The sequence below is a fragment of the Streptomyces sp. NPDC058459 genome (genome assembly GCF_042721685.1).
Classification (GTDB): domain Bacteria; phylum Actinomycetota; class Actinomycetes; order Streptomycetales; family Streptomycetaceae; genus Streptomyces.
In genome coordinates this window covers 1-22,955 of sequence record NZ_JBHXLV010000063.1, presented here as the reverse complement: position 1 = coordinate 22,955, position 22,955 = coordinate 1, and the positions used below count along the sequence as shown (strand labels likewise).

The 22,955-nt window shown below is 71.4% G+C and carries 37 protein-coding genes and 1 pseudogene; 32 read left to right on the top strand and 6 right to left on the bottom strand.

The features are described 5' to 3' along the window. Nucleotides 1-20 precede the first annotated feature (20 nt). The 11 genes from ACFWN1_RS14690 (at nucleotide 21) to ACFWN1_RS14640 (ending at nucleotide 5,607) form a co-directional block, all read left to right on the top strand. Nucleotides 21-842 carry a hypothetical protein gene (locus ACFWN1_RS14690; RefSeq protein WP_384361401.1) on the top strand — a complete coding sequence of 274 codons (822 nt, stop codon included), beginning with the start codon at nucleotides 21-23 and terminating at the stop codon, nucleotides 840-842. A gap of 15 nt (nucleotides 843-857) precedes the next feature. Beyond that, the gene (locus ACFWN1_RS14685; protein WP_384361398.1) at nucleotides 858-1,079 is read left to right on the top strand and encodes a hypothetical protein; all 222 of its coding nucleotides are present in this window, start codon (nucleotides 858-860) and stop codon (nucleotides 1,077-1,079) included. Between the two features lie 82 nt (nucleotides 1,080-1,161). Then, nucleotides 1,162-1,500: a hypothetical protein gene (locus ACFWN1_RS14680; RefSeq protein WP_384361395.1), complete on the top strand. Its 339-nt coding sequence runs from the start codon at nucleotides 1,162-1,164 to the stop codon at nucleotides 1,498-1,500. Continuing rightward, a complete protein-coding gene (locus ACFWN1_RS14675) occupies nucleotides 1,497-1,799 on the top strand; it encodes a hypothetical protein (protein ID WP_384361392.1) in 303 nt (100 codons plus the stop codon). Before ACFWN1_RS14680 ends, ACFWN1_RS14675 begins: the two co-directional genes overlap by 4 nt. After that, nucleotides 1,796-2,248 (top strand): hypothetical protein, encoded by a 453-nt coding sequence (locus ACFWN1_RS14670; RefSeq protein WP_384361389.1) that lies wholly within the window; start codon nucleotides 1,796-1,798, stop codon nucleotides 2,246-2,248. Before ACFWN1_RS14675 ends, ACFWN1_RS14670 begins: the two co-directional genes overlap by 4 nt. After that, nucleotides 2,245-3,168 carry a hypothetical protein gene (locus tag ACFWN1_RS14665; RefSeq protein ID WP_384361386.1) on the top strand — a complete coding sequence of 308 codons (924 nt, stop codon included), beginning with the start codon at nucleotides 2,245-2,247 and terminating at the stop codon, nucleotides 3,166-3,168. Before ACFWN1_RS14670 ends, ACFWN1_RS14665 begins: the two co-directional genes overlap by 4 nt. Before the next feature lie 2 nt (nucleotides 3,169-3,170). After that, a complete protein-coding gene (locus ACFWN1_RS14660; protein WP_384361383.1) occupies nucleotides 3,171-3,764 on the top strand; it encodes a hypothetical protein in 594 nt (197 codons plus the stop codon). Beyond that, nucleotides 3,761-4,096, top strand: a complete 336-nt coding sequence (locus tag ACFWN1_RS14655; protein WP_384361380.1) for a hypothetical protein — start codon at nucleotides 3,761-3,763, stop codon at nucleotides 4,094-4,096. Before ACFWN1_RS14660 ends, ACFWN1_RS14655 begins: the two co-directional genes overlap by 4 nt. A gap of 2 nt (nucleotides 4,097-4,098) precedes the next feature. Then, the gene (locus ACFWN1_RS14650) at nucleotides 4,099-4,413 is read left to right on the top strand and encodes a hypothetical protein (RefSeq protein WP_384361377.1); all 315 of its coding nucleotides are present in this window, start codon (nucleotides 4,099-4,101) and stop codon (nucleotides 4,411-4,413) included. 203 nt (nucleotides 4,414-4,616) lie between these two features. Continuing rightward, complete coding sequence (locus tag ACFWN1_RS14645; RefSeq protein ID WP_384361374.1) at nucleotides 4,617-5,321, top strand: hypothetical protein; 705 nt, start codon at nucleotides 4,617-4,619, stop codon at nucleotides 5,319-5,321. Continuing rightward, nucleotides 5,308-5,607: a hypothetical protein gene (locus ACFWN1_RS14640; protein ID WP_384361372.1), complete on the top strand. Its 300-nt coding sequence runs from the start codon at nucleotides 5,308-5,310 to the stop codon at nucleotides 5,605-5,607. The genes ACFWN1_RS14645 and ACFWN1_RS14640 overlap by 14 nt, the downstream gene beginning before the upstream one ends. Before the next feature lie 6 nt (nucleotides 5,608-5,613). Here the strand turns inward: ACFWN1_RS14640 and ACFWN1_RS14635 are convergent, their stop codons facing one another. From ACFWN1_RS14635 to ACFWN1_RS14625, 3 genes are all read right to left on the bottom strand, one after another. Next, entirely contained in the window at nucleotides 5,614-5,853 is a 240-nt protein-coding gene (locus ACFWN1_RS14635; RefSeq protein ID WP_384361369.1) for a hypothetical protein, read from the bottom strand. Between the two features lie 80 nt (nucleotides 5,854-5,933). After that, nucleotides 5,934-6,140: a hypothetical protein gene (locus tag ACFWN1_RS14630; RefSeq protein ID WP_384361366.1), complete on the bottom strand. Its 207-nt coding sequence runs from the start codon at nucleotides 6,138-6,140 to the stop codon at nucleotides 5,934-5,936. Nucleotides 6,141-6,194: 54 nt separating this feature from the next. After that, nucleotides 6,195-6,533, bottom strand: a complete 339-nt coding sequence (locus ACFWN1_RS14625; RefSeq protein WP_384361363.1) for a DUF6233 domain-containing protein — start codon at nucleotides 6,531-6,533, stop codon at nucleotides 6,195-6,197. Nucleotides 6,534-6,557: 24 nt separating this feature from the next. Between ACFWN1_RS14625 and ACFWN1_RS14620 the strand changes: the two genes are divergently transcribed. Beyond that, nucleotides 6,558-6,773: a hypothetical protein gene (locus tag ACFWN1_RS14620; RefSeq protein ID WP_384361360.1), complete on the top strand. Its 216-nt coding sequence runs from the start codon at nucleotides 6,558-6,560 to the stop codon at nucleotides 6,771-6,773. 55 nt (nucleotides 6,774-6,828) lie between these two features. On the opposite strand, the gene ACFWN1_RS14615 is transcribed toward ACFWN1_RS14620, so the two are convergent. The 3 genes from ACFWN1_RS14615 to ACFWN1_RS14605 are packed head-to-tail and all read right to left on the bottom strand — an operon-like array spanning nucleotide 6,829 to nucleotide 7,668. Beyond that, nucleotides 6,829-7,008 (bottom strand): hypothetical protein, encoded by a 180-nt coding sequence (locus tag ACFWN1_RS14615; RefSeq protein ID WP_384361357.1) that lies wholly within the window; start codon nucleotides 7,006-7,008, stop codon nucleotides 6,829-6,831. Then, entirely contained in the window at nucleotides 7,005-7,382 is a 378-nt protein-coding gene (locus tag ACFWN1_RS14610) for a DUF6221 family protein (protein ID WP_384361354.1), read from the bottom strand. The genes ACFWN1_RS14615 and ACFWN1_RS14610 overlap by 4 nt, the downstream gene beginning before the upstream one ends. Continuing rightward, nucleotides 7,375-7,668, bottom strand: a complete 294-nt coding sequence (locus ACFWN1_RS14605; RefSeq protein ID WP_376116862.1) for a hypothetical protein — start codon at nucleotides 7,666-7,668, stop codon at nucleotides 7,375-7,377. Before ACFWN1_RS14605 ends, ACFWN1_RS14610 begins: the two co-directional genes overlap by 8 nt. Nucleotides 7,669-7,835: 167 nt before the next feature. Here ACFWN1_RS14605 and ACFWN1_RS14600 point away from each other — a divergent pair, with 167 nt between their 5' ends. From ACFWN1_RS14600 to ACFWN1_RS14505, 20 genes and pseudogenes are all read left to right on the top strand, one after another. Beyond that, nucleotides 7,836-8,129 carry a hypothetical protein gene (locus ACFWN1_RS14600; protein ID WP_384361351.1) on the top strand — a complete coding sequence of 98 codons (294 nt, stop codon included), beginning with the start codon at nucleotides 7,836-7,838 and terminating at the stop codon, nucleotides 8,127-8,129. After that, nucleotides 8,126-8,320 carry a hypothetical protein gene (locus ACFWN1_RS14595; protein WP_384361348.1) on the top strand — a complete coding sequence of 65 codons (195 nt, stop codon included), beginning with the start codon at nucleotides 8,126-8,128 and terminating at the stop codon, nucleotides 8,318-8,320. Before ACFWN1_RS14600 ends, ACFWN1_RS14595 begins: the two co-directional genes overlap by 4 nt. A 153-nt stretch (nucleotides 8,321-8,473) precedes the next feature. Further along, complete coding sequence (locus ACFWN1_RS14590; RefSeq protein WP_384361345.1) at nucleotides 8,474-9,313, top strand: DUF2637 domain-containing protein; 840 nt, start codon at nucleotides 8,474-8,476, stop codon at nucleotides 9,311-9,313. A 6-nt stretch (nucleotides 9,314-9,319) separates the two neighbouring features. Then, nucleotides 9,320-9,466 (top strand): hypothetical protein, encoded by a 147-nt coding sequence (locus ACFWN1_RS14585; protein WP_384361342.1) that lies wholly within the window; start codon nucleotides 9,320-9,322, stop codon nucleotides 9,464-9,466. 8 nt (nucleotides 9,467-9,474) lie between these two features. Beyond that, a complete protein-coding gene (locus ACFWN1_RS14580; protein ID WP_384361339.1) occupies nucleotides 9,475-10,026 on the top strand; it encodes a hypothetical protein in 552 nt (183 codons plus the stop codon). After that, nucleotides 10,023-10,535 (top strand): hypothetical protein, encoded by a 513-nt coding sequence (locus tag ACFWN1_RS14575; RefSeq protein WP_384361336.1) that lies wholly within the window; start codon nucleotides 10,023-10,025, stop codon nucleotides 10,533-10,535. The genes ACFWN1_RS14580 and ACFWN1_RS14575 overlap by 4 nt, the downstream gene beginning before the upstream one ends. Continuing rightward, nucleotides 10,532-11,122 (top strand): hypothetical protein, encoded by a 591-nt coding sequence (locus ACFWN1_RS14570; RefSeq protein ID WP_384361333.1) that lies wholly within the window; start codon nucleotides 10,532-10,534, stop codon nucleotides 11,120-11,122. Before ACFWN1_RS14575 ends, ACFWN1_RS14570 begins: the two co-directional genes overlap by 4 nt. Before the next feature lie 153 nt (nucleotides 11,123-11,275). Further along, on the top strand, nucleotides 11,276-11,761 hold the full coding sequence (locus ACFWN1_RS14565) for a hypothetical protein (protein WP_384361330.1): 486 nt from the start codon (nucleotides 11,276-11,278) through the stop codon (nucleotides 11,759-11,761). A gap of 118 nt (nucleotides 11,762-11,879) precedes the next feature. Beyond that, nucleotides 11,880-12,359 (top strand): helix-turn-helix domain-containing protein, encoded by a 480-nt coding sequence (locus ACFWN1_RS14560; RefSeq protein ID WP_384361327.1) that lies wholly within the window; start codon nucleotides 11,880-11,882, stop codon nucleotides 12,357-12,359. An 11-nt stretch (nucleotides 12,360-12,370) separates the two neighbouring features. Continuing rightward, the gene (locus ACFWN1_RS14555; RefSeq protein WP_384361324.1) at nucleotides 12,371-13,663 is read left to right on the top strand and encodes a PBSX family phage terminase large subunit; all 1,293 of its coding nucleotides are present in this window, start codon (nucleotides 12,371-12,373) and stop codon (nucleotides 13,661-13,663) included. Beyond that, nucleotides 13,663-13,857 (top strand): hypothetical protein, encoded by a 195-nt coding sequence (locus ACFWN1_RS14550; RefSeq protein ID WP_384361321.1) that lies wholly within the window; start codon nucleotides 13,663-13,665, stop codon nucleotides 13,855-13,857. Before ACFWN1_RS14555 ends, ACFWN1_RS14550 begins: the two co-directional genes overlap by 1 nt. Next, nucleotides 13,844-15,418: a capsid protein gene (locus ACFWN1_RS14545; protein ID WP_384361318.1), complete on the top strand. Its 1,575-nt coding sequence runs from the start codon at nucleotides 13,844-13,846 to the stop codon at nucleotides 15,416-15,418. The genes ACFWN1_RS14550 and ACFWN1_RS14545 overlap by 14 nt, the downstream gene beginning before the upstream one ends. A gap of 11 nt (nucleotides 15,419-15,429) precedes the next feature. Then, nucleotides 15,430-16,551, top strand: a complete 1,122-nt coding sequence (locus ACFWN1_RS14540; RefSeq protein ID WP_384361315.1) for a phage minor capsid protein — start codon at nucleotides 15,430-15,432, stop codon at nucleotides 16,549-16,551. 293 nt (nucleotides 16,552-16,844) lie between these two features. Next, nucleotides 16,845-17,639 (top strand): hypothetical protein, encoded by a 795-nt coding sequence (locus ACFWN1_RS14535; RefSeq protein WP_384361312.1) that lies wholly within the window; start codon nucleotides 16,845-16,847, stop codon nucleotides 17,637-17,639. A gap of 17 nt (nucleotides 17,640-17,656) precedes the next feature. After that, nucleotides 17,657-18,721: a major capsid protein gene (locus tag ACFWN1_RS14530; RefSeq protein ID WP_384361309.1), complete on the top strand. Its 1,065-nt coding sequence runs from the start codon at nucleotides 17,657-17,659 to the stop codon at nucleotides 18,719-18,721. A 4-nt stretch (nucleotides 18,722-18,725) separates the two neighbouring features. Then, on the top strand, nucleotides 18,726-19,232 hold the full coding sequence (locus tag ACFWN1_RS14525) for a hypothetical protein (protein WP_384361306.1): 507 nt from the start codon (nucleotides 18,726-18,728) through the stop codon (nucleotides 19,230-19,232). Further along, complete coding sequence (locus ACFWN1_RS14520; protein ID WP_384361303.1) at nucleotides 19,229-19,795, top strand: hypothetical protein; 567 nt, start codon at nucleotides 19,229-19,231, stop codon at nucleotides 19,793-19,795. The genes ACFWN1_RS14525 and ACFWN1_RS14520 overlap by 4 nt, the downstream gene beginning before the upstream one ends. Nucleotides 19,796-19,808: 13 nt before the next feature. Continuing rightward, nucleotides 19,809-20,324 carry a hypothetical protein gene (locus ACFWN1_RS14515; protein WP_384361300.1) on the top strand — a complete coding sequence of 172 codons (516 nt, stop codon included), beginning with the start codon at nucleotides 19,809-19,811 and terminating at the stop codon, nucleotides 20,322-20,324. A gap of 62 nt (nucleotides 20,325-20,386) precedes the next feature. Beyond that, nucleotides 20,387-20,821 carry a hypothetical protein gene (locus ACFWN1_RS14510; RefSeq protein WP_384361297.1) on the top strand — a complete coding sequence of 145 codons (435 nt, stop codon included), beginning with the start codon at nucleotides 20,387-20,389 and terminating at the stop codon, nucleotides 20,819-20,821. Between the two features lie 17 nt (nucleotides 20,822-20,838). Next, nucleotides 20,839-22,955: pseudogene (locus ACFWN1_RS14505) on the top strand (hypothetical protein); the annotation flags it as partial.

Genomic DNA, 22,955 nt, shown 5'->3' with positions numbered 1-22,955 from the left:
CGTACCCACCAGGAGCAGCAGTGCGCCCCATCGCCTTCATCGACACCGAGACCACCCACCTCTCCGCCGAGATCGGCGAGGCATGGGAGGTCGCCGTAATCCTCCGCCAGTTCGAGGACGACGGCACCCACGACACCGAGTACCTCTGGGAGTTCTCCATCGACCCGGAGACGGCTGACCCCGAGGCCCTACGCATCGGCCGCTGGCACGAGCGCCACCAGCTGCCCGCGCGCACCGACCAGGCCGCCTTCACCGGCTCCTCCCCGGCCATCCGGATGACCCGCACCGAGGCGGTCGAGGCGATCACCCGGCTCCTCCGCGGTACGGTCCTCGTCGGCTCCAACCCCGGCTTCGACGACCGCTTCCTCCGCAAGCTCCTCGGCTTCAGCAACGCCCTCTGGCATTACCGGCCGTACGACATCGTCCAGCTCGCCGCCGCGAAGGTCGGCGCCCAGGCCGCCGGCCCCCTCCCGTGGCGTACGCACGTCCTCTCCCGCGCGATCGGCGTCGAACCGCCCACCCCCGACATGGCGCACACGGCGCTCGGAGACGCCCGCTGGGCCCGCGACGTCCACGACGCCGTGTTCCGCCCCGAGCCGGTCGAACTGAGCTGGGAAGGCCGCGCCCAACACGCCATCGGGATGTACACCCGGACCGCCATCGCGCTGGAGGACGCGCAGCGCGACCTCCGGGCCAGCGCGGCCGCCGTCGAACGGGCACGGAAGCTGGCCTCGAAGTGGGGTGTCCTCCGTGCTTACGGGGGTGCTGCCACGGAGCTGCGCCGAGCCCTTGACGGCCCGTGGACCAGCGTCAACGCCAGCCCCGCACCCACCCAGACCTGACACCAGGGAGTCCACATGCCCGAGCAGAAGACCATCGAGACCAGCGTCACCTACTTCCTCCAGTCCCGCCCGGCGCCGAGCCAGCCGTGGCAGCGCCCGTCCGGCATCACCGTCTCTTGGGAGTCGAAGGCCAAGGCGCTGGAGCGGCTCGCTGCTCGGCGCGAGATGCAGCCGAACTGGGAGCACCGCCTGATGCAGCGCACGACCAAGGTGACCGAGGAGCCGTGCCCGTCATGACGGCCGTCATCCTGCTGATCACCTGCGTCATCAGCAGCAGCGCCGTGCTCTGCGGCCACGCCCTCCTCCTGGAGCGCCGCCGGTGACCCCTCACCGCCGCACCGCCCGCGCCTGCATCCTGGGCGCGGGCCTCGCCGCGACCACCACGGTGTACGCCGCCAGCGCCGGCCACCCCTGGCTCGCCCTCACCGCCACCTACCCGGTGCTGCTGCTCACCTGGTGCGCCCGCCAGTACCACGCCGCCCACCACCGCATCCTCGCCGAGCACGAGTGGGCACGACGCCGCGTAGTCGATCCGACGATCCGGCCGTTGAGTCCGTGCTGCCTCCTCGCCACCCACAGCGGCGGGGCCGCGCACGACGACCGATGCACGGACACGTTCTGGCGCATCGTCGCCCACACCTGGAAGGACCGCCAATGAGTCAGCCCACCATCGTCCGCTACCGCAAGAAGCCCATCGAGGTCGACACCGTCCAATGGACCGGCGACAACGAGAGCGCCGTCCAGGCGTTCACCGGGTCGACACACTTCCACGCCCTGGACGATGCCGACCGCGCGAACGGCGACGACCCCGAGGCCACGGCCGCCGTCTATGACCGGCTGCACTCCACCTGGGTCCTCGTCTACACCGGCCAGCACATCGTGCGCGGCGTGAAGGGCGAGTACTACCCGATCGCCGAGGACGTGCTGGCCGAGACGTACGAGCGGGTGCAGCCGTGAGCCGTCCCGCCCGATTCGCCGCCACCTACGCGGCCCTCACCGCCGCCCACGAAGTCGCCGACCACTGGGTACAGAACGACGACCAGGCCACGACCAAGGGCACCGCTGGCTGCGACGGCGTTGTCGCCTGCGTCGAACACTGCCTCAGCTATACCGCCACCCAAGCCGCCGCCCTGTACGCCGTCCACCGGGCGACGGGCCTGCGACTTTCGTGGAAGCGGGCCGCTGCCGGTCTCGCCGTGTCCGCGCTCACGCACTACGCCGCCGACCGGCAGGGCGGCCACTGGCGGGACGAGCGGCCGCGCAGCGTCGTACGGCTTGCGGCCGCCACGGGCCACGCCAGCTGGCTCCAGCGCGACCCGAACGCGGGCTACCTGCTCGACCAGTCCTGGCACAAGGGCTGGATCGCCGTGGCCGCTCTCATCGCTGTGAGCGGCGGCGCCCGATGAGCCGCCCGCAGAGCCAGGATGCGAGGGCCGTCCTGCGGCTGGCCGAGCAGGCCGTGGCGCAGCTCCGCCGCATCGCCGACCACTTCGCCACCCCCATCGGCCCGGACGACGCCCAACGCGCCCAGGAACGGGAGTACGCCGCCGACATCATGCGCGCGCTCGTCGCCAAGGGGCGTCACGAGGCCGAGCCCTCGTCGTCGGCCGATGAGCGAGCGATCGTCCTTGACCTCGCCGATGGGCCGGTGCTGTGCCCTCTCTGCCCCAGCCCTCTCACCCATCACACGCTGCCCGGAGCCTGCGCCCACCTCAGGGCGGTCCACCCCGCGCGGCGCCTGACCGGGAAGGGAGCGGGACCACAGCGTGTCCTCATCCTCGATGCCGAGCCCTCGGCCCTGGCCGCCGACGACGAGGAGGTGCGCACCGCCCGGCGCGCCGAGGAGTACGAGCAGGAGCGCGACCAGCTCATGGCCGTCCTCGCCGAGGTGCTGCGCCACTTCACCGAGCACGGCCACCCCGGCGCCCCCTGCATCCGCACCGGGTGGGTGCGCACGGACACCGTGGACCGGTGGCGCAGCGTCGTGCAGCACGACGTGGAGCGGCCGTGGTGGGTGCAGGTGGACGAGGCTCGCGCGGAGCTGCGCGAGGCGCAGACCGCCATCGAGCGGGTACGCAACCTGCACATCCGCAACCCGAACTCCGGCACCTGCGAGCACTGCTCTGCGCGGGACTACCCCGAATACGCGGTCCGCTCTCCCTGCCACACCATCACCGCCCTCGACAAGACCGGAGAGCCCGCCACCGGATGCCAGCCCGGCCCGTACGACGACTGCACCACCTGCCACCCCAGCCCGGAGCCGGACGCGGTGACGCCCGTCAACCCCGTCACGACGGGCACCGAACCCGACCGGACGGCCCGCTGACCATGCCCAAGTTCCGCAAGAAGCCCATCGAGATCGACGCCATCCAGTTCACGGGCGACAACGTCCAGGAGATCTGGGACGCGTTCGGAGCGGTCGGGATCTACGGCCCCACCGAGAAGAACCCGGACCACCTGATCCTCACCACCGTCCACGGCGACGAGGCCCCCGCTCGCGCGGCGGACTGGATCATCCCTGACGGGAAGCCCGGCACGTTCTACCCCTGCAAGCCGGACATCTTCGCCGCCACGTACGAGGCTGCGGCATCGTGTCAGGCGAGCAGCGACGCCCCTAACGCCCTCGGCGCCGAGCGCGGCACGCTGCCTGCTGGGCACACGGGCCGCCACGCCAACGGCAACCTGACGTGGCCCACCCCGGCAGCGACCGAAGCGACCGAGCTGGAGACCACCGCTCGCGTCCTCTCAGCTCTCCACCGGTCCGCCGAGGACACCGTCACCCGCGTCATCACCCTCCACGAGCAGTGGGTCGCCGCCGGGCCGCCGCCCCTCGGCGCGAGCCTCGCCCGCTGGTGGGACGCCCGGCTCACCGAGCAGCACAACGCGATCCACCCGCCCGAGCAGAGCGACACCCCGTCATGACGGGCCAGTTGTACGTCATCGGTGATGACGGCGCGTGGCATGAGGTCCCCGGCGTCACCTCCGTCGAGTTCAACGAGCAGCAGCCCGATGGGCCGCCCGACGACGAGTACTGGCGGCTGCACGACGCCCGCGACTCCCTCCGATTCATGTGGGCAGCCGTCGCGGGAGTACGGGCGGCAGCCCAGCTCCGGCGCAGCATGCAGCAACTCGTCGACCAGGTTGACGAGGCGGCGTCCCACGCTGGCGATGCGTACGCCAAGGCCACGGCGCGCACCCGCCCGGACCGGCCCGCCTGGCAGTCACCGTACGGACCCGGCCCAAGGAGGCGCTGACCATGCCCCGCCTCCCCCTCGCCGTCGGCGACATCGTCCACGGCTTCGCCTACGGAGCCTTCGGCCGCGACCACTACGACTGCGTCCGCATCGAGGCCGTCGGGCCGGATTGGATCGTTGCCCGCGACGCCAACCCGGACGACACCAGCCCCTCGTTCACCACCGGCCGGGAGTCGCTGGAGCTGTGCCAGCAGGCCCGCGACGAAGGTCACCGCGGCACGGTCGACGAGCCGACCCAACCTTGTCCTCTCGGCGCCGTCGAGCCTCCGCTCACCGACCTCATGACCAACCCCGAACCCGCCCGAAGGAGGCACTGACCGTGTCCGAGCACGTCACCATCCCGCGCTGGTGGATCGCCATCAACACCGTTCTGTGGCTGCTGAGCACCATCTGCTGGCTCATCGTCCTCGTCAGCAACTCCCGCTGAGCATGGCGAAGGGGCGTGCTCCCAGTCTCCCCAGACCAGCACGCCCCCGGCAGTGATCACCGTACGCGCCACGCCCGACACAGGAGCAGCACCGTGACCACCGCCTCCGCAGCCGACCAGCTCGACACCATCACCGAACGCTGGACCACCCTCGCCGACCGCGCCGGCGACCGCCCCACCACCACCTGGCCCCCCGCCATGGGCATCACCCGCCTCATGTCCGACGAGGAGCGCGCCGACCAGGCCGCCGAGCGCGCCGACACCGACCCGGACGCGCCCGGGCCTCGGCCGGCACCCGTCAACATCGGTGTCCTCGACGTCATGACGACCATCGAGACCGGCCTCCTAGAGGCGGCCGACGCGATCGCGGAGCGGGTGCAGCGGCCGGCCTACCGCGCGCAGACTGGGCGCGGCTGGACGGACGACGTCCACCGAGAGTTGGCGCTGCTCGCCGCTCGGGACTCTGCGGACCCGCGCAGGTGGAGGTTGAACGGCCAGCGGACCGCGCCGGACGCCGCCGAGTGGCTCGCCCTGCGGCTCCGCGACCAGCCCGGCCCGTTCCGGCCGCTCGACCAGATGGAGCGCGAGCTGGTCGCCGCCGTTGCCGCGACCGCCGCCGAGCTTCTGCGGAAGACGCTGGGTGACGCCCGTCAGCGCACCGACGTCCCGCACCCATGCCCCATGCCATGCGGCGGCCAGCTCGTCGTCGAAGGAGGCGACGGGGAACCGCCGGTGGTGCTATGCGAAAACTGCGGCCGCACCTGGACCGAGACCGAGGCCCCCGGTGACGCAGCCTGACGCCCGTCAACCCCGTCAGGCCGGGCCGTGCGACGTCCCCCGCGACGACCACGCGCCCGGCCCTGCCCGGCTCTACCCCTGCGGCTGGCGCTGCAACACCCACGCCCCCTGGGCCCTTGCCGGCCAACCCGAACCCCAACCCGGGCGCGGCTGGCCCGCCGCCGCCTGGACCACGCCCTCCCCGATCAACGACTCCCGCGTCCACGACGCACGAGCCATCGCCTCGGGGAAGCGACGCTCCAGCCCCCAGGCGTACCGAGCCGCCCAGACCGCCACCGGCCGGTGACCCCATCTACCCCTCTTCGTACGCCTCGCCGGAAAGGATGCCCTGCACCACCCGCTCGATCATGTCCCGCCGAGTCGCCGTGCCAAGGGTCGGCGCCGGGTACCACTCCGGGAGACCCTGCTCCACAGCGTCCACGACATCCGATACGGGGAATGAGACTCCACTGTCGACCGCGAGGTGCGCGAACTTCCTAATCTCCTGTTCAGCGCGGGCGTGTAGGTCGTGGACGATGAGCTCCATGTTCATGTGCGCACCCTAGAAGGCCGTGACACTGACGGGCAGGGAACGGAGCGTTCCGCCCCGACCGGGTGACATGGCCCTGGCCCTCAACGCGCCCACACGGCTGGCCCTCCGCCCCGCCACTCGATCCACTCGGCCCGGGCCACGTCCATCTCGTCGAAGTCCTGGAGTCCGGCTTCCTGCATGAACGCGACCAGGTCCAGCACGCGGAACGCGCGGCCGAGGATCGTGCCGTTGATGCGGACGCGCCGGCCGCCCTCATCGTCCGGCGGGTACACGATCACTGCGGCCATGACTTCAGCGTGGGTGCGCTCGCACGAGCGCGCACCTGGGCGGCCGCGTCTGGACTAGCCGAGGACGCCGAGGGCGGTGTCCGGGCGGCATAGCGGGCAGGCTCGCACCTGCTCGCGTAGAGCGTCGACGGCCTGCTCGCGGGTGATGCCGCGGGTGCGCCGGCTCTTCCGGGGGGCTGGGCAGTCTCCGGTGTGCAGAGCCTCGACGTTTGCCGGGTTGACCCCGAGCTGGAGGATCCAGTCGGGTGCGGGCGGGCGGGCCTGCTGGCCGCGCTGCTGTTCCGCCTCTTGGCGCTCGGCGTCGGCGATGGCCGCGTCGACCTGCGCAAGCACGCGGCTGAAGAAGATCCGCAGGGTGCGGAGGCGTGGCAGATCCGGCGGTAGGTCGTACATATATTCGATTCTAGAATGGTGGGCGTGACCAGCACCCCGGCCCCCATCGACCGCTACCACCTGCTCCTCACCCTCGACGGCACGCCCGCCATGCATGGCTGGTGGGCCAGCGACCCCGTGGCCCGCACCAAGGCACGGCAGAGCGTCGGCGAGTACGGCCGGCCCGGTGTCCGCGTCACCCTCACCGACGAGCTCACCGGCACGGTGCTGACGGAGTGGCCAGCGCGCGGCGAGGTGTAGAAGGCAGCACGGAGCCCCCACCTCGACACGACGGTGAGGGCTCTAGGCCAGCACGTCAGAGGGGGCAGGCCGCGTCGATCTCGGCGATCGCAGCGTCCAGCGCCCGCTGCGCCTCGACGGTGGTCCCGTCCTGGAGGAGGCGCTCGGCGTCAAGCAGGCGCGCGCGGGCCGAGCTGTAGGTGTCGTCGTCGCCGATCGCGTCCAGCGCCTCGGCGACCGCCACGTTGATGTTCACGGCCGCCACTCCTGCCGGTAGCCCGGCCGGTCCGCGTACACCTCAGCGCGCACCTTGAGGTTCCAGTAGTGCGCGGCATCGAACCCGGCTTCCGGATACTTCGCCTCGCACCGGCCCTCGCACCACTTGTCGTGCGCGCGGATCAGCCTCCGCCCAGCCTCGACCTCCCGCAGCACCCGTGCTGGATCGTGCCGGGCAGCGTGATCGGCGTACTCGGCAAACCTTGCCTCCGCCACCACACACCCAGGCTGGCCCATCAACACCTTGCCGCCGTCGTGACCCTCGCCTACCCGCCAGTTATCAGCGTCGGCATCCCTCGCCACCTGCTCGTCCTCGTCGAACTGCTTCCGCAACCACTGCACCAGGTCATCCATCCGACGCCTCCTTGCGCGGCCGGTTCTTCCCCGAGCCCGAGTAGCCCTTGGCGATGTCCTGCACCGTGCTGAAGCTGAGCTCCAGCTCGGCACCAACGCTCCGCAGCGACGCGCCCGGCCGCGCGAGCAGCTCGTTGACGGCCTCCCTCCGCGCCTCCTTCAGCGCCTTGCTCTGCCTCGGAAACGCCTTCAACACCTCACCGAGCGCACGAGCTCTCTCGGTCGGGTCGGCGATCTCCTTGAGCGCGTCGATGGCGTCGAACACCCGCTGCGCCTCCTCGGTCACACCCGGCCCTCTCTGTTGGGCGGGCCACTGGCGCGAGTGTAGGGGGTTCCCCTACAGTGCTGGAAGTGGCACCGCGCTACTGATGCAGAACGGCCCCGGCCGGCGCTCGCAACGCCACATGGCCGGGGCCAGGCCCACCTCAACCATCACGAAAAGGCAGGCCCGCCGTGGATCGTATCCACCAGCCCACCGCCCAGCCCAGCCCCACCCGCCGCCTCATCGCCACCGGCACCCGCCTCCACCTCGGCACCCGCACGATCACCGTGCGCGCCACCCTGGCCGGTGTCACCGGCACCATTCGCACCCAGGCCGCTCTCAAGGACACCCGCGCCACCCGCCTTGCCGAGCTGCACGCGGCCTGCCGGGCCGACCTCGAGTCCGCCGCCCCCCGCCGCATGCAGACCCGCCGCGACGACGCCAACCTCTACGCGGCCGCCGCCGAGGCGGTGCAGGCCCGATGAGCCTCCGCGACTTCGCCCGCAGCCTCAAGCCGGGCCGCGATGAACAGCTGGCCGACGACCTCGCCGCCCAGCAGCGCGTCCGCCGCTCCCGCTCCGCCGCCCGCGCCGCCCGCGAGGGCCAGAAGTGGGAGGACCAGGACCGCGCCCGCGACCGGCGCGGCGGCATCCGGCTCACCCGCTGGGAGGACTGACCCATGCGCTGGCTCTACCTCCTCGCCATGGCCTGGCCGCTGATCCTCGGCGCCTTCCTCCTCGGCCGCGCCCTTCACTAGCCCGCCCCCAGACCCCCGGCTCCCGCAACGGTCACACCGGCGGGGCCGGGCCCACGCTCCCGGAGGAGCACCGTGAAGACCCAGCACACCCGGCCCGAGCCCACCGGTGGCCTCGGCCTCGCCGTCGGCGCCGCCATCATCATCGTCTCGATCACCGGCATCGCCTTCTGGCTCAGCTACCACCACCTGCATGACGTCGCCGCGGGCAACGGCTTGGGGATCGACCCCGCCCGCGCGTGGGCATGGCCGGCGGTCCTCGATCTCTTCTACCTCGCGGGCGAGCTGCTGATCCTCCGCGCCTCCTACCTCCGCAGCGTCGACCCCTGGGCCATCGCACTCACCGCGATCGGTGCCCTTGGCTCCATCACCCTGAACGTGGCCGGGGTCGGCGCGGAGGCCCGGCCGCTGGAGTACACCGTTGCCGCCGTCCCGCCCGTGGCCGCGCTGCTGGCGTTCGGCGCGCTCATGCGGCAGATGCACCTGTGGTTCGCCCGACGCCCCGTCACGACGGCTGTCGACCACCCGTCACCCAGCGTCGATGCCGAAGAGATGACGGCCGTCATGGAGCGCGTCAGCCAACCGCAGCCCCCCGTCCCGCCGCTGCCCCCGCGCCCCAAGCAGGCTCCGCCGCAGCCGCCACTCCCGGCCGCCACGCAGCAGGCCATCGAGCCGCCCGCTCCGGCGCCCGCGCCGCGCGCGCCCATCGTCTACAGCGATCCCCGCTGCGCCGCCATCCGTCCGCTCTACGAGTCCGGCACCCGGCCCGGCACCGCCGCCATGCGCGCCGCCCTCGTCGCCGCCGGACACGGCCAGCCCAGCGACGGCACGATCCGCGGCACCCTGCGCGCCGAGATCGAGCGCCACGAGCCTGAGCTCGCGCAGCTCCCGCCGGCCATCGGCCATACCGCGTAGGCCGCCGTGATCCTCGCCGTGTTCTTCGTGCTCGCGGCCCTCGCCGCCCTGATCGGCCTCGCCCTGGTCGACGTGCGCACCATCCCACCCGTCACCGGGACGGCCGCGCTCATCCTGACCGCCGCCGCGCTCGCCGTGGCCGTTCTCCGCTGAGGGACTCCATGCCTGACGACCGCCCCATCACGCCCACCCGGGTGATCCCGGCCGGCGTGCCGCTGCCCGCCCGGCCGCCCGAGCCCGGCGAGGCCCCGCCCTGGTGGCCCGCACCGCCACCGCCCCCGGCACCGCCCGCAGTGCCCGAGCCCCCGATGTTCCCGCCGCCGCCCGACCCGGGCGCCGCCATGGTCGTCCACCACGTCCATGAGCTGGTGCTCGTCCAGCCCGAGCCGCCCGCGCCCCGCCTGTGGGAGCGGCTGTGGGACTGGCTGGTCACCTGGCGGATGCTCGCCGCGATCACGGCCGCACTCGTCCCGTGGGCCGGTGGCCGCAGCCCGGTCGGGATCTGGGGGCACACCGTGCACCAGGCCCGCACCGAGGCCGGCGTCCCCGCCGCCTACGTCATCGCCCTGGTGGCCCTCGCCGCCGCCTGGGGGCTGGACCGGCACACCGGCCGCGTCATCCCCCGCTTCCTCCTCGTCACCGCCCTGCTCGGCGCCTTCGGTGTCCTGAGCTGGTGGGACCCGATCACCCTGCTCACCGGAGTGCACCGATGACCGGCACCACGACCCTCACCCTCGGCGGACTCCTCGCCGCCCTGCTTGTCCTACTCGCCAACCTTCACCCCTGGTGGACCGGACCACGCGAGATGAAGCAGCTCGCGCCGTTCGGCAAGGGCTTCACCGGCGCGGCCTTCGCCGCCGCCTGCCCCGGCGGCATCCTCGGCTGGGGTCACTCCCACACCGGAGCACTCGCCAACGGCGCAGGAGAGCGCGCTAGCTCCGCTGGCGCGGGCACCAGCTCAAGTAGCAGTCTCTCCTCCGGTCAGCTTGCGGGACTCGGCTCCACCGGCGCCGTCATCGTCGTGCTGGCGGTGTTCCTCGTCGGACTCACATACAAGGCCGCGGGCAAGAAGGACAAGCGCAGGATTCTGGGCGGCGCGTTCGTCGGCTCCGTCTTCCTCCTTACCGCAGGCGTGGCCGGTGCGCTGGAGTGGCTGCCCGATGCGCTGAACACGGCAGGGGACGGCGTCGCCAAGGCGTTCCAGGGTGCGGGCATCCAGTGAGCGGCCTCGCCCCCGTCGCCGTCCGGCTCGCCACTGGCTCCAGCCGCGCCGCCCGCCGCCTTGCCGCCCGAGCGGCCGCATGGGTCAAGCGCGGTCGGCGCAAGGACCTCAAGGGCTGGAAAGCCCTCCTCGGCTGCTGGCTGCGCCTCGGCGTGCTCCTCTTCGGCCTGTACCTGCTATGGCGTCTCGTGCGCGCCGTGCCCGCCCTGATGTGGCTGGTGAGCGCCGCATGGACCACCGTCGCCTGGAGGGCGGGGAAGCCCGCCGCCGACACCCCCGAAGAGGAGCCCGAGGAGACCCCCGCGGGGGACCCCGCCGAGGCCGTCCGCACCCTCCTGCTGGAGCTGATCGGGGAGGGCTCCGGGGTGCACCTCCGCACCGTCCTCGCCCACCTCCAGGAGAGGGGCATGTGGCAGGGCCACACGGTGACCGATATGCGCCTCCAGATGGAGCGCCTGGGCATCCCCGTCGACCGCTCCGTGAAGGTCGGCAAGGTGCCCACCTGGGGGGTCCGCAGGAGGGACCTTCAGCCCCCTACCCCAGAGGCGACCCCCGCCCCATCTCCCAGCGCGTCTACTGCCGCCTGACCTGCACGTCTACCGCAGCGTCTACCGCGATCTACCGGGTGTTCTTCCCGACCATCTACCCCTGGGCCCCGCCGTGAAGTTCCCCCGATGGCGGGGCCCGACCATGTCCACCATGGCACGATGCCTGCTTCAGCACCACGTTCAGGGGGGACCATGAACACCCGCACCACCGCCGCCACACTCATCGCGGTCGCCGCGCTCGCGCTCACCGGCTGCTCCGGCACCGACACCAGCGCCGACACGCAGTCCAAGCCCGAGAAGGTCCCGAGCAGTGCCCCGGCCAAGCCCGCCGGCCTCACCGCGAAGCAGGCCGCCGCCAAGCTGGCCGACGCCACCGGCGTCACCGACCTCGGCAATACGGCCAACAATACGGGCGCCTGCTCCAACAAGGCTTCCGGCAAGGCCGCGAACGTCAACGACTGCTCGCAGCTCATCACCACCGACACGGTGAGCATCTACGAGTACAAGTCGCCCTCCGTCGCCGCCCACTGGGTGAAGGCCATGAAGGTCAACGGCGACTGGCGGCAGGTCGGCCGGTTCGCCCTTTCCTGGACGGCCCGCGACCAGAAGCTCACCAGCGACGAGCGCCGCGCCGAGCTGGTGGCCGCGCTGAAGAAGGCGACCGCCAGCGAGGGCTAGTTGCATTCCGGCGCACGGTGATCCATCCTGGGCGCAAGTTCGGCGTGCCCGGACACCGAAACTTCCCGAAGGCCCCGCCACCGTGCGGGGCCTTCGTCATGTCCAGGGGGTGAGGCCCATGGGCAGCGCGAACCCCGTAACCGACAAAGAGCGTGAGCGCGTCCGCGAGCTGCACACCGCCGGCAAGGGCCGCAACGAGATCGCCACCGAGCTCGGGCGCTCCGGACGCACAATCAGCGAGATCGCCAAGGGCCTCGGCATCAGCTTCGCCCGGGGCGCCGAGGTACGCGCCGCCACCGAGATCCGCCAGGCCGACCTCGCCGACCGCCGCGCCGCCCTCGCCCAACGCCTCCAGGACGTCGCCGAGCGCGAACTGGAGAAGGTCAACAAGCCCCACCTGTACTGGGACTGGGGCGGCAAGGACCACGACTACGACGAGAAGCTGGCCGACGAGCCCACGCCCGGCGACAAGCGAGCCTTGATGGGTGTCGTCGCCACCGCCATCGACCGGTCGCTGAAGCTGTCCCCGGCCGAGCAGGACACAGAGGGCCTGGCCGCCGTCGACGCCTGGCTGAAGGGGATGATGGGCGGCACCTGAGGAGGCCCCCTGTGGTTCAGCCCCTCCTCGGCAAGCAGCTGCACGCCACCACACTCGCGACCGCACGCGGGAACCTTTGGGAAGGCGCCGTTCGGTCCTCGAAGACCGTGTCGTCCATCTTGGTCTGGCTCAAGTACGTTCGCACCGGCCCGCCCGGTGCGCTCCTCATGGTCGGCAAGACCGAGCGCACCCTGAAGCGCAACATCATCGACCCGATCATCGAGATGGTCGGTGTGAAGCGCTGCAAGTACAAGGCGGGCGCGGGCGAGGTCGTCATCTTCGGCCGCACCATCTACGTGGCCGGCGCGAACGACGAGCGCGCGGCCGACAAGATCAAGGGCATGACCCTCGCGGGCGCGTACTGCGACGAGGTCACCACCTTCCCCGAGAGCTTCTTTTCGATGCTCGGCACCCGGCTCTCCGTGGAGGGCGCGCAGTGGTTCGGGACCACCAACCCCGAGGGACCGAACCACTGGCTGAAGAAGAAGTTCCTGGACAGGGCACGCCTGCACCTGCGCCGGGACGGCACGGTCGTCGAGTCCTCAGACCCGAAGGCGTTGGATCTGCACCGGTTCAGCTTCAGCCTGGACGACAACCCGTACCTGCCGCCGGCCTACGTCACCAACCTCAAGCTGGAGTACCAGGGCCTCTTCTACCGCCGGTTCGTCCTCGGCGAGTGGTGCCTGGCCGAGGGCGTCGTCTACGACATGTACGACGAGGCGCGGCACGTCGTCGACGTGATCCCCGAGATACGGCACTGGATGTGCGTGGGCCTGGACTACGGCACGATCAACCCCTTCGCCGCGGTGCTCCTGGGTGTGGGGACGGATGACCGGCTGTACGTCGCCTCCGAGTACCGGCACGACTCTCGGGCCGAGCGAAGGCAGTTGACGGACGCGCAGTACAGCGTGGCGGTGCGGGAGTGGCTGGGCACCTACCGGCACCGAGGAGGCGAAGGCGTATCCCCACAGTGGATCTTCGTGGACCCGAGCGCTGCGTCCTTCATGACCCAGCTCTGGTCCGACGGCGTCCAAGGCGTGGCCAAAGCCGACAACGAGGTGAAGGACGGCATCCGCTCGGTCAGCGTTGCGCTCGGCTCGGACCTCCTGCACGTCCATCGCTCCTGTGCCGGTCTACTCGCCGAGCTGCCGTCGTACGCCTGGGACGAGAAAGCCGCGAAGGCTGGCGACGACAAGCCGTTGAAGGTGGACGACCACTCGGTGGACGCCCTGCGGTATGCCCTCCACAGCACAGCTCATGAGTGGCGGCACCTGGCCCGCGCGAACCTGGAGGTGGCTGCCTGATGGCTGCTGGACTGTCCATCCCCGTGTACCTGTCCATCGGCAGCAGCACCCCCACCCAGATCGGCACGGTCAGCCTCTCTGCCGACGCCAACGGAACGGTCACGCTGACCACGCTGGACATCGCTGCGGCGCTGCGTGAGACGGCCGACGCAATCGAGGCCGCCACAGAGGAGGACAGTGATGCCGCTCCCTGAGAAGGGCACCCGCTGGCCTCCGGTACACCCCGCGATCCAGGCCGACATGGCCGACTGGCGCGCCTGGTACGCCGCGAACCCCGACCGGCTGTCGTACCGATACAGGAACAGGCACCGTGACGCCGCTCGCTTCGGCCCGGACACCAGGCCGTCGCAGTACCGCGGCGGCATCGTCGGCCGGATGGCGCGCTGGTTCTGGGGCGAGCCCACACCGCTCGGCGAGAAGCGGGCCAACCTCCACATGCCGCTGGCCCGCGACATCGCCCGCACCAGCAGCGGCCTGCTCTACTCCGAGCCGCCCGCGCTGAAGGCGGAGAACAAGCAGACGCAGGAACGCCTCGAAGAGCTGATGGACGTCGGCATGAAGCGCACCCTGATCGGGTCCGGCGCGGTCGGCGCTGCCCTCGGCGGGTCGTACCTGCGGATCGTCTGGGACGACGAGATCAGCGACCGGCCGTGGATCAGCATGGTCCAGGCCGACGGCGCACACCCCGAGTTCGCGCACGGCGAGAAGCTGCGCGCCGTCACGTTCTGGACCGTCCTCGGAGTTGATGGCCAGAAGGTCGTCCGGCACCTGGAGAGGCACGAGCCCGGCGTCATCCTGCACGGCGTGTACGAGGGCACCGAGGACAACCTCGGCAAGCCGATCGACCTGGGCGCCTTCACCGAGACCGAGGGGCTGCTGCCCCAGCGGGCCCTGCCGATCGGGAAGCGGCTCGCCAGCAGCTACATCCCCAACACGATGGTCGCGCCCGACTGGGACGACATCCCCGGTGCCGCCGGCCTCGGCACGTCGGACTTCCAGGGCGCCGAGACCTTCCTGTCCGCAATCGACGAGTCGTGGACGTCGTGGATGCGGGACATTCGCCTCGCCAAGAGCCGCATCCTGGTGCCGCAGGGTTACCTCCTGAACGACGGGCCCGGCGCGGGCGCCTCGTGGGAGGACCGCGAGGTCATGGTCGGTCTGAACATCCCCCCGACCTCTGACCAGGAGATCAAGCTCAGCCAGTTCCTGATCCGGCACGAGGAGCACCGGGCCACGATCGAAGAGCTCGTGGGCAAGGTGATCCGCAACGCGGGCTACTCGGGCGGCACGTTTGGCGACGACTCGGACGGACCGGCTGCCACCGCCACGGAGATCAAGGCGCGCACCGCCCGGTCGATGACCACCCGCGCGGAGAAGGCCGAGCTGGCCGCCCCGCGCATCGCGGACGTCGTGGAGACACTGCTGATGCTGGAGGCGTCGGGAATGTTCCCCGGCGTCCGGGGTGTCGAAGTGGAACGGCCCGAAGTCCGGTTCCAGGACTCGGTGCAGGACGACATCAAGACCCTCGCGGAGACCGCGGCCCTGATGCAGCAGGCGGAGGCCGCCTCCACCGAAACGAAAGTCGCCCTGCTCCACCCGGACTGGGATGACCGGAACCAGAAGGCGGAGGTCGCCCGGATCTTGAAGGAGTCCGGTCGGGCAGTCGAAGACCCTCTGGCCTTCGGAGCGGACCGGCCGGACTTCGGCCGGCAGGACAGCGGGGCCGACGACGGGGACGCCTCGGTCGGCGAGTAGCGGGGGACGGTATGCCGATCAGCACCGACATGGCCGAGGACGTCGCGGCCGCCGTATCGACGCTGTACGAGCAGGCCGAGCTGGCGCTGATCGAGAAGGTCACCACCGCACTCGCCCAGGGCTTCGACAGCCCGCTGTGGGCGGAGCTGAAGCTCGCTGCCGTCGGCAACCTGCGTACGGCGATCGAGGAGATCATCGCCGTCCTCCAGGTCGACGCTGCTGGGGCGATCCATACGGCGGTCGCGGAGGCGTACGAGCGGGGTCAGCAGGCGGCCGTGGCCGAGTTGGGGGCGCTTGCCGTTGGCCAGGCTGCAGCAGCCGCGACCGCGTTGCCGACCGCGTCCGTCGTGGACCGGCTCGCCGCGGCCTTGGTGCAGGAGACCGGTGCCACGCACCTGCGTATCCTGCGCGCGGGCCTGGACGTGTATCGGCAGGTCGTCGCGGAGGCGTCGGCAGCACCCCTGCTCGGTGTGCAGACCCGACGGCAGGCCGCCTCCCGCGCGCTCGCGAAGTTCTCGGCGCGCGGGGTGACCGGCTTCGTCGACAAGAGCGGCCGGGCCTGGAACTTGACCAGCTACACAGAGATGGCCACCCGGTCCGCTGTCGGGCGGGCGGCCGTCCAGGCGCACACGGACCGCCTCGCGGCCGCGGGCGTGGACCTGGTGGTCGTGTCGGATTCACCGGAGGAGTGCGAGCGGTGCCGTCCCTGGGAGGGCAAGGTGCTGCGCCGCGAGGGCCCGGCTGGGGCTGGCACCGTCGAGGTAGAGCATGCGACCGAGGACGACCGCATGGTCCGCGTCCGCGTGGCAGGTTCGCTCGACGAGGCGCGCGGGGCGGGCCTGATGCATCCGAACTGCCGCCACCGGCTGAGCGCTTATCTTCCGGGGCTGACCCGACCGGCGGGCCCGAAGGCGGACCGGTCGCGGGCGACGTACGAGCAGTCGCAGCAGCAGCGCTACCTCGAGCGGCAGGTACGCAGGTGGAAGCGCGAGGCCGCCGGGGCGATCGACGACGACAAGAAGGCTGCCGCGAACGCGAAGGTGCGCGCCTATCAGAGCCGTATCCGCGACCTGGTCGCGGAGACCGGGCTGTCGCGCAAGAGCCGCCGCGAGCAGCTCGCGCGCGCCCGCTAGCGCCAGCAGCTGGCCATCCCTGGTCGGTGCCAGGTCCAGCACCCCGCTGGACAGCGGGTGGCGGTCCAGTCGTAGGTCTTGCCGCACTGGTTGTCGCACTCGTCGGGGTCGGGCTCCCAAGGGTGCTGGCTCCACCGTTGTTCGGTGCGACTGCCGCACTGCTCACATCTGCTGCTGGTCGGCGTCCATTTCGTGTTCATGGCGCGCACGGTGGCACGGCCGTATCGCTTGCGTCTTGCGCAGACTTCCGGCCGCCGCACGGCAGGCCGGGCAACCCGAAACGGGAGAAGATCATGCAGGTCCCTTTCACCAGCCGGTCCTTCCGGCACCCCCTCGCGACACACTCCGCTCTGGACGTGCTCGGCTACCGCCGCAACGGCTCGCCGATCTACGCCATCGCGGGTGGCAGCGGCGAGGGCGAAGGCGGCTCCGAATCCGGCGGACAGCAGTCCGGCGGTGAGTCCGGACAGGCCGGACAGGGCGGCACCGGCGCCGAGAACAAGGGTGCTGAGCAGGGCGGACAGCAGTCCGGCAAGGAATCCGGGCAGCCCGGATCGGGCGCGGACGGCAGCACCGACTGGGAGGCCAAGTACCGCGAGACGCTGGCCCACTCGCGCGAGTGGGAGAAGCGCGCCAAGGCCAACACCAGCGCGGCCGAGGAGCTGGGCAAGCTCAAGCAGCAGAACATGTCCGAGCAGGAGAAGGCCGTCGCCGCGGCGGAGAAGGCGGGCCGCACGGCCGCATCTCAGGAGTCGCAGGCTGAGGTCGACAAGCTCACCGGGCAGCTCCGCGAGCTGGCCGTCCGCGACGCCGTACGCGAGCGCGCGGAGAAGCACGGTGCGAAGGCGTCCGCGCTCCTCGACTCCGTCTCGTTCCGGCAGAAGATCGCCGACCTCGACCCGACCGCGAAGACCTTCGGCGTCAACCTCGACGACGCCATCAAGGCCGCCGTCAAGGACAACCCGAACTTCGGCACCCAGGCCGCCGGTAAGAGCGGCGGGGATCTGTCCGGCGGCACCGGTGAGGGCGCCGCGAAGAAGCGCAGTGGATCGCTCTCCGGGGCGATCGCCAACCACTACCAGACCTGACCCCCAGGGAGTACCTCATGCCCGTGACGCTCGCTCAGGCGGCGCTCAACACCCAGGCGGACATCGACTACGCCGTCATCGACAACCTCCGCCGCAACAGCTGGCTGCTGAACAACTTCGTCTGGGACGACACCGTCACCCCCGGCACCGGCGGTGGCTCCCTCACCTACGGCTACACCCGGCTCCTCGCCCCGTCGAAGGCCGCGTTCCGCCGCTTCAACGAGGAGTACGTCCCGAGCCAGGCGTCCCGCGAGCGGAAGACCGTGGAACTCCACCCGCTGGGCGGCGCGTTCACGGTGGACCGCAAGCTCGCCCGACTCGGCCCGGCGGCCACCAACGAGATCATGTTCCAGATGAGCCAGAAGCTCACGTCCGTCCGGACGCGCTTCCAGCAGGAGCTGATCCTCGGCGACACCGCCGTCGACGACGCGGGCTTTGACGGCCTCGACAAGGCCCTCGTCGGCCAGTCCACCGAGTACCTGCCGCTCGCCGAAGGCGTCACCACGGGCTACCTCGACTGGTCGCCGCAGACGGTCAACACCGAGGACATCGCCCTCACCGCGTTCGACGCGTTCGACGACTTCCTCGCCCGCATCATCGGCTCACAGACCGGCTCCGGCGACACCAACGCCGACGGGGCAGTCCCCGCCGGCGTCCAGGCCGTGCTCGGCAACACCAAGAGCATCGCCCGGATCAAGGCCCTCGCCCGGCGCGCCGCACAGTACACCTCGGAGCGCAACAGCCTCGGCCAGCTCATCGAGCGCTACGGCAACTGGGTCCTGGTCGACCTCGGCGACCGCGCCGACGACTCCGGCCCGATCATCCCGATCCGGTCCGCCGACACCGACGGCGCCGGCGCGGGCGGCGTCATCACCGGCCTCACCGACATCTACGCCGTATCGCTCGGCCTGGACGCCTTCCACGGCGCCGCGATGGCCGGCACCCCGCTGGTGGAGACCTTCCTCCCCGACTTCACCCAGCCCGGCGCGGTCAAGTCCGGCGAGGTGGAGATGGGCCCGGTCGCCGCCGTCCTCCGCAACACGAAGAGCTGCGGCGTCATCCGCAACGTAAAGGTCCGGTGACAGCATGACCACGTACAAGATCGAAGCCCCCGTGCGGAGCTTCACCGGCGAGTCCGCGGGCGTGCACTTCAACAAGGGCACCGGCTACGTCGACGACAGCACGAAGGAGGGGCGCGGCTCGGTGGAGTACTTCCGCCGCCACGGCTACGGCGTCGCCCCGGCCGACGAGCTGACCGAGGAGGAGCGCGTCCAGGAGCTGGTCACCGGCACCCCGGCACAGCGCGACGGCGTCACCTCCCCCGCCGACGCGCTGACCAACCTCGGCCACGGCTCCGCCCCTGCCGTCGGCTTCGGGATGGGCGTCCAGACCGAGCCGATCACCCCGGCCGCGCCGGAGTACGACCCGGCCAGGTACAACCAGGACGACGTACTCGCCTACCTCGACTCCCTCGGTCGCGAGGACAGCGACAGCGACGCCGAGTTCGCCCGCGTCATCGCGGCCGAGCGCGACGGCAAGAAGCGCAAGGCCATCCTCGCCCGTGGCGACCAGAACCCGGAGGTAGGCAAGTGACGGTCCTCGGCGCATTCAAGGGAAACCCCCGCAACGACCTGAGCTGGCTCAACAGCTCCGGCCGTCCGGACCCGGAGGTCGTCTTCCACCGGGCGAACCTGCCGCGCGTGGGACTGGACGACGTCCCGGCCGCCTCGTCCGGCGTGATGTGCTCCGTCGCCCTATACCTCCAGGACGGCGACATCATCAGCGCGCTGACGTTCATCTCGGCCGGTACGGCGGCGGGCACGCCGACCAACCAGATCGCCGCGCTGTACTCCGGCGCCGGCGCGCTACTCGGCCAGTCCGCAGACAAGACGACCGAGGCGTGGGCGGCCGATGCGGCGAAGAGCTTTGCGCTCTCCTCGCCGGTTCGGATCACCCGGTCCGGCGTCTACTACGCGGCGCTCTCCGTGGCGGCGGCCACGGTGCCCACGCTGGTCGGTTCGGTCGGCTCGAAGCCCTTCCTCACCGGGGAGGCCAACCTCGCGCAGACGTCCGGCTCCGGCATCGGTGCCACGGCGCCGGCCACGATCTCCTCGCCTACGTTCAAGCGGCATGTGCCGCTCGTCGTGGCGAGCTGAAGGGACCTGAGACATGCCTCTCTCCAGCGCGATGCTGGCCATCGCCGCCTTCGCCGAGCAGAACGTCTCGGCGGCCAACCTGGGCACCAGCCGGGCGCCGCAGGCCCTGTCCCGGCAGATGCAGCTCAGCAACGGCACCGGTGCGGGCAAGGCGGACCGGGTCTACTCGGCCCGCCGTACCCTCGCTGCGTCCGCGAACGAAGACCTCGACCTGGCGGGGGTGCTTCTCGACGCGTACGGCGCCGCGATCACCTTCGCCAGGGTGAAGGGCCTCGTCATCGCTGCGGCCGCCGCGAACACGAACAACGTGGTGGTCGGGGCGGCAGCGACGAACGCCTGGACCACGCTGTTGGGGGCCACCGGCACCCTGACGATCCGGCCGGGCGGGTTCGCCGCCGTCGGCACTGGGCTGGCGGACGTGACCGGGTACGCGGTCACCGCGTCGACCGGAGACCTGCTCCGCATCACGAACGGCGGCGCCGGATCGAGCGTGACGTACGACATCCACATCATCGGCGCGTCCGCGTAGCCGACCATCTGCGGTGAGGGGGCCCACGTGGCCCCCTTCCGCATGCCTGGAGGACTTCCACGATGGCGAACATCGTCTTCAACGTGGCCAAGGGCAGGCTGGCGGCGTACGCGGACCTGCCCCTCACCAACGACGCCCTGATCATGGTGCCGCTCGCGGCCGCCGGGCTGGGCTCGGACGCCACCCTGATGGACTGCGCGACGCTGACGGCCGTCAAGGCCGCCGCGACGGAGCAGACCACGCTCGGCCGCAAGATCCTGACGGGCGTCACGGCCACCGTCGACAACACCAACGACCGCGTCAACATCGACTGCGCGGACGTGACCTGGACGGCGACGGCCGGGGCCGCGATCGGCGCGGTGGTGATCTGCTACGACGGCGACACCACGGCAGGTACGGACTCGGACATCATTCCGCTGACCAAGCACGACGTCAGCATGACCCCGGACGGCAGCGACTTCACGCTGACCATCAGCGACTTCGCCCGCTCGTCCTGACCCGGTGGGGGTGAGCCGTGGCCCGCCTGTGGACGTGTGGCTTCGAACTGCAGAGCACCACGGCCGAGTTCGGCCTCAACTCCGGTGCGGTCGTCACCGGGGCGCCGTCGATCTCCACTGCCGTCCACCGTGCAGGTACCGCCTCCCTCCGCTGCAACACGGCGGCCGCGACCGCGTTCATCGAGCACCAGATGACGTCCGGCGTGGTGGGCCGCACCTTCCACCGCCTGTACCTGCGCGTCGACTCCCTGCCCGACACCGCCACCAACCTGTACGGCATCGGGCAGACGAATTACTTCCCGGCGCTGCTTCGGCTCCAGCCGGACGGCACGCTCGTCCTGCGGGACGGCTGGACCGAGACCACCCTCACCGGCACGTCCTCGGCGCTCGCGCTCGGCGTCTGGCACCGGATCGAGCTGGACTACACCGACGTCAGCAACGGCGGTGTCCTCGCTTCCGGGATCGCCCCATTCAAGGGCTACCTCAACGGCACCCTGTTCGCCGACACGATGTGTTCCAACATCACCGGCTTCAGCCGGGTCCGGATGGGCGTGCAGCTCGCGGCGACCACCGACATCTACATCGACGACGTCGCCGTCAACGACAACTCGGGCACCGCCCAGAACGGTCTGCCGGGGCCAGGCTCGGTCGTACACCTGCGGCCGAACGCCGCCGGTGACGCAAACGGCTGGACGACCGCCGTCGGCGGCACAGCGGGTGCGGCCAACAACTTCACCCGCGTCAACGAGCGCCCGCCGGACGACGTCACCAGCTACAACCAGTTCACGTCCACCGGCACGACCGCGACCGACGATTTCAACATCGAGAACTGCTCGGCTGTCGGGATCGGGGCGAGCGACACCGTCACCCTCGTCCAAGTCGGCGGCCGCGTCGCATCGTCCACGACGACCGCGGCGAGCATCGTCTACCGCGTCAAGGGCCAGGCCGCCGGGACCGTGCTGGAGTCGGGCTCCGTCTCGGTGGCGAACACCACCTGGTCGGTACACTCCGGCACGTCACCGCGCCCGTACCAGCTCACCGCCTACACCAACCCGCAGTCGGGCGCCGCCTGGACGCCGTCGAGTCTCGACTCGATGCAGATCGGCTACCGGGTCAACGTCTCGCAGGCCACTACCCGCCGTGTGTCCACCTTGTGGGCGCTCGTCGAGTTCGTGCCTGCGTCGACCGGCACCTCGCAAGCCCTCGGCGTCGCCACCCACGTCAATGCCGCCCAGGCTCTGGCGCGCCGTAAGTCGTCGACGGGCGGGCCGAGTTCGGAGACGGGTGCCGCACAGGTCCTCGTCCGTCGGACCGTGCAGCAACTCGGCGTCGTCGTCGAGACCCTTGCTGGGCAGCCGTTGGCCCGCATCAAGCGCAGCAGCGCAGGACCGGCGGCCGAAGCGTCCGGCGGGCAGCCGGTGGGGCGGGCGAAGCGCCGTACGGGCGGCCTCGCCCAGGAGACCAGCGCCGGGCAGGCGGTCTCTGGCCGACGGCAGCGGCTGCTGGGCGTCGCGGGCGAGACCGGCGCAGCTCCGGCTGTGGCCCGGGCCAAGCGGGGCGTGCTTCCCCCGGCCGCGGAGGCCGCCGTCGGGCAGTTGCTCGGCCGCCGGAAAGCACGTCCGGTCAGCCCGACGTCGACTGTCGAGACTGCGCAGCCGACCGGCCGTACCAAGGCGCGGGCCGCTGCTCCTGCGAGCGAGGCCAGCACGGCGCGCCCGCTCGGCACCGCGCGGGCCCGCGCGCTCGCACCTGCCGCCGACACCACGACCGCGCGCCCGCTGACACCAGGGCGCACCCTGCAGCCCGCCGCCAGCACCGACACCGCCCGCTCCCTCACCGGGGCGAAGCGAGTGCTGCTCGGCACGGCGGTGAGCACCGACGCCGGGCGCCACCTCGTCCCGGCCACGCAGCTCCCTAGCGCGGCCGACGCCACCATGGCTCGCCCCACGGGCTGCACGAAGACCCGCCCGCTCGGACCAGCGGGCGAGACAGACGGGGCCCAGCCGCTCGGCCGGGTCCGACGCCGTGGACTCGCGCGGGCGGCAGAGTCCACGGCCGGCCAGCCGCTGCTGGGCAGCAAGCGGCAGGCCGGCCCGCCGGGTGGGGAGTCCTGGACGGCAGGACTCCCCACCAC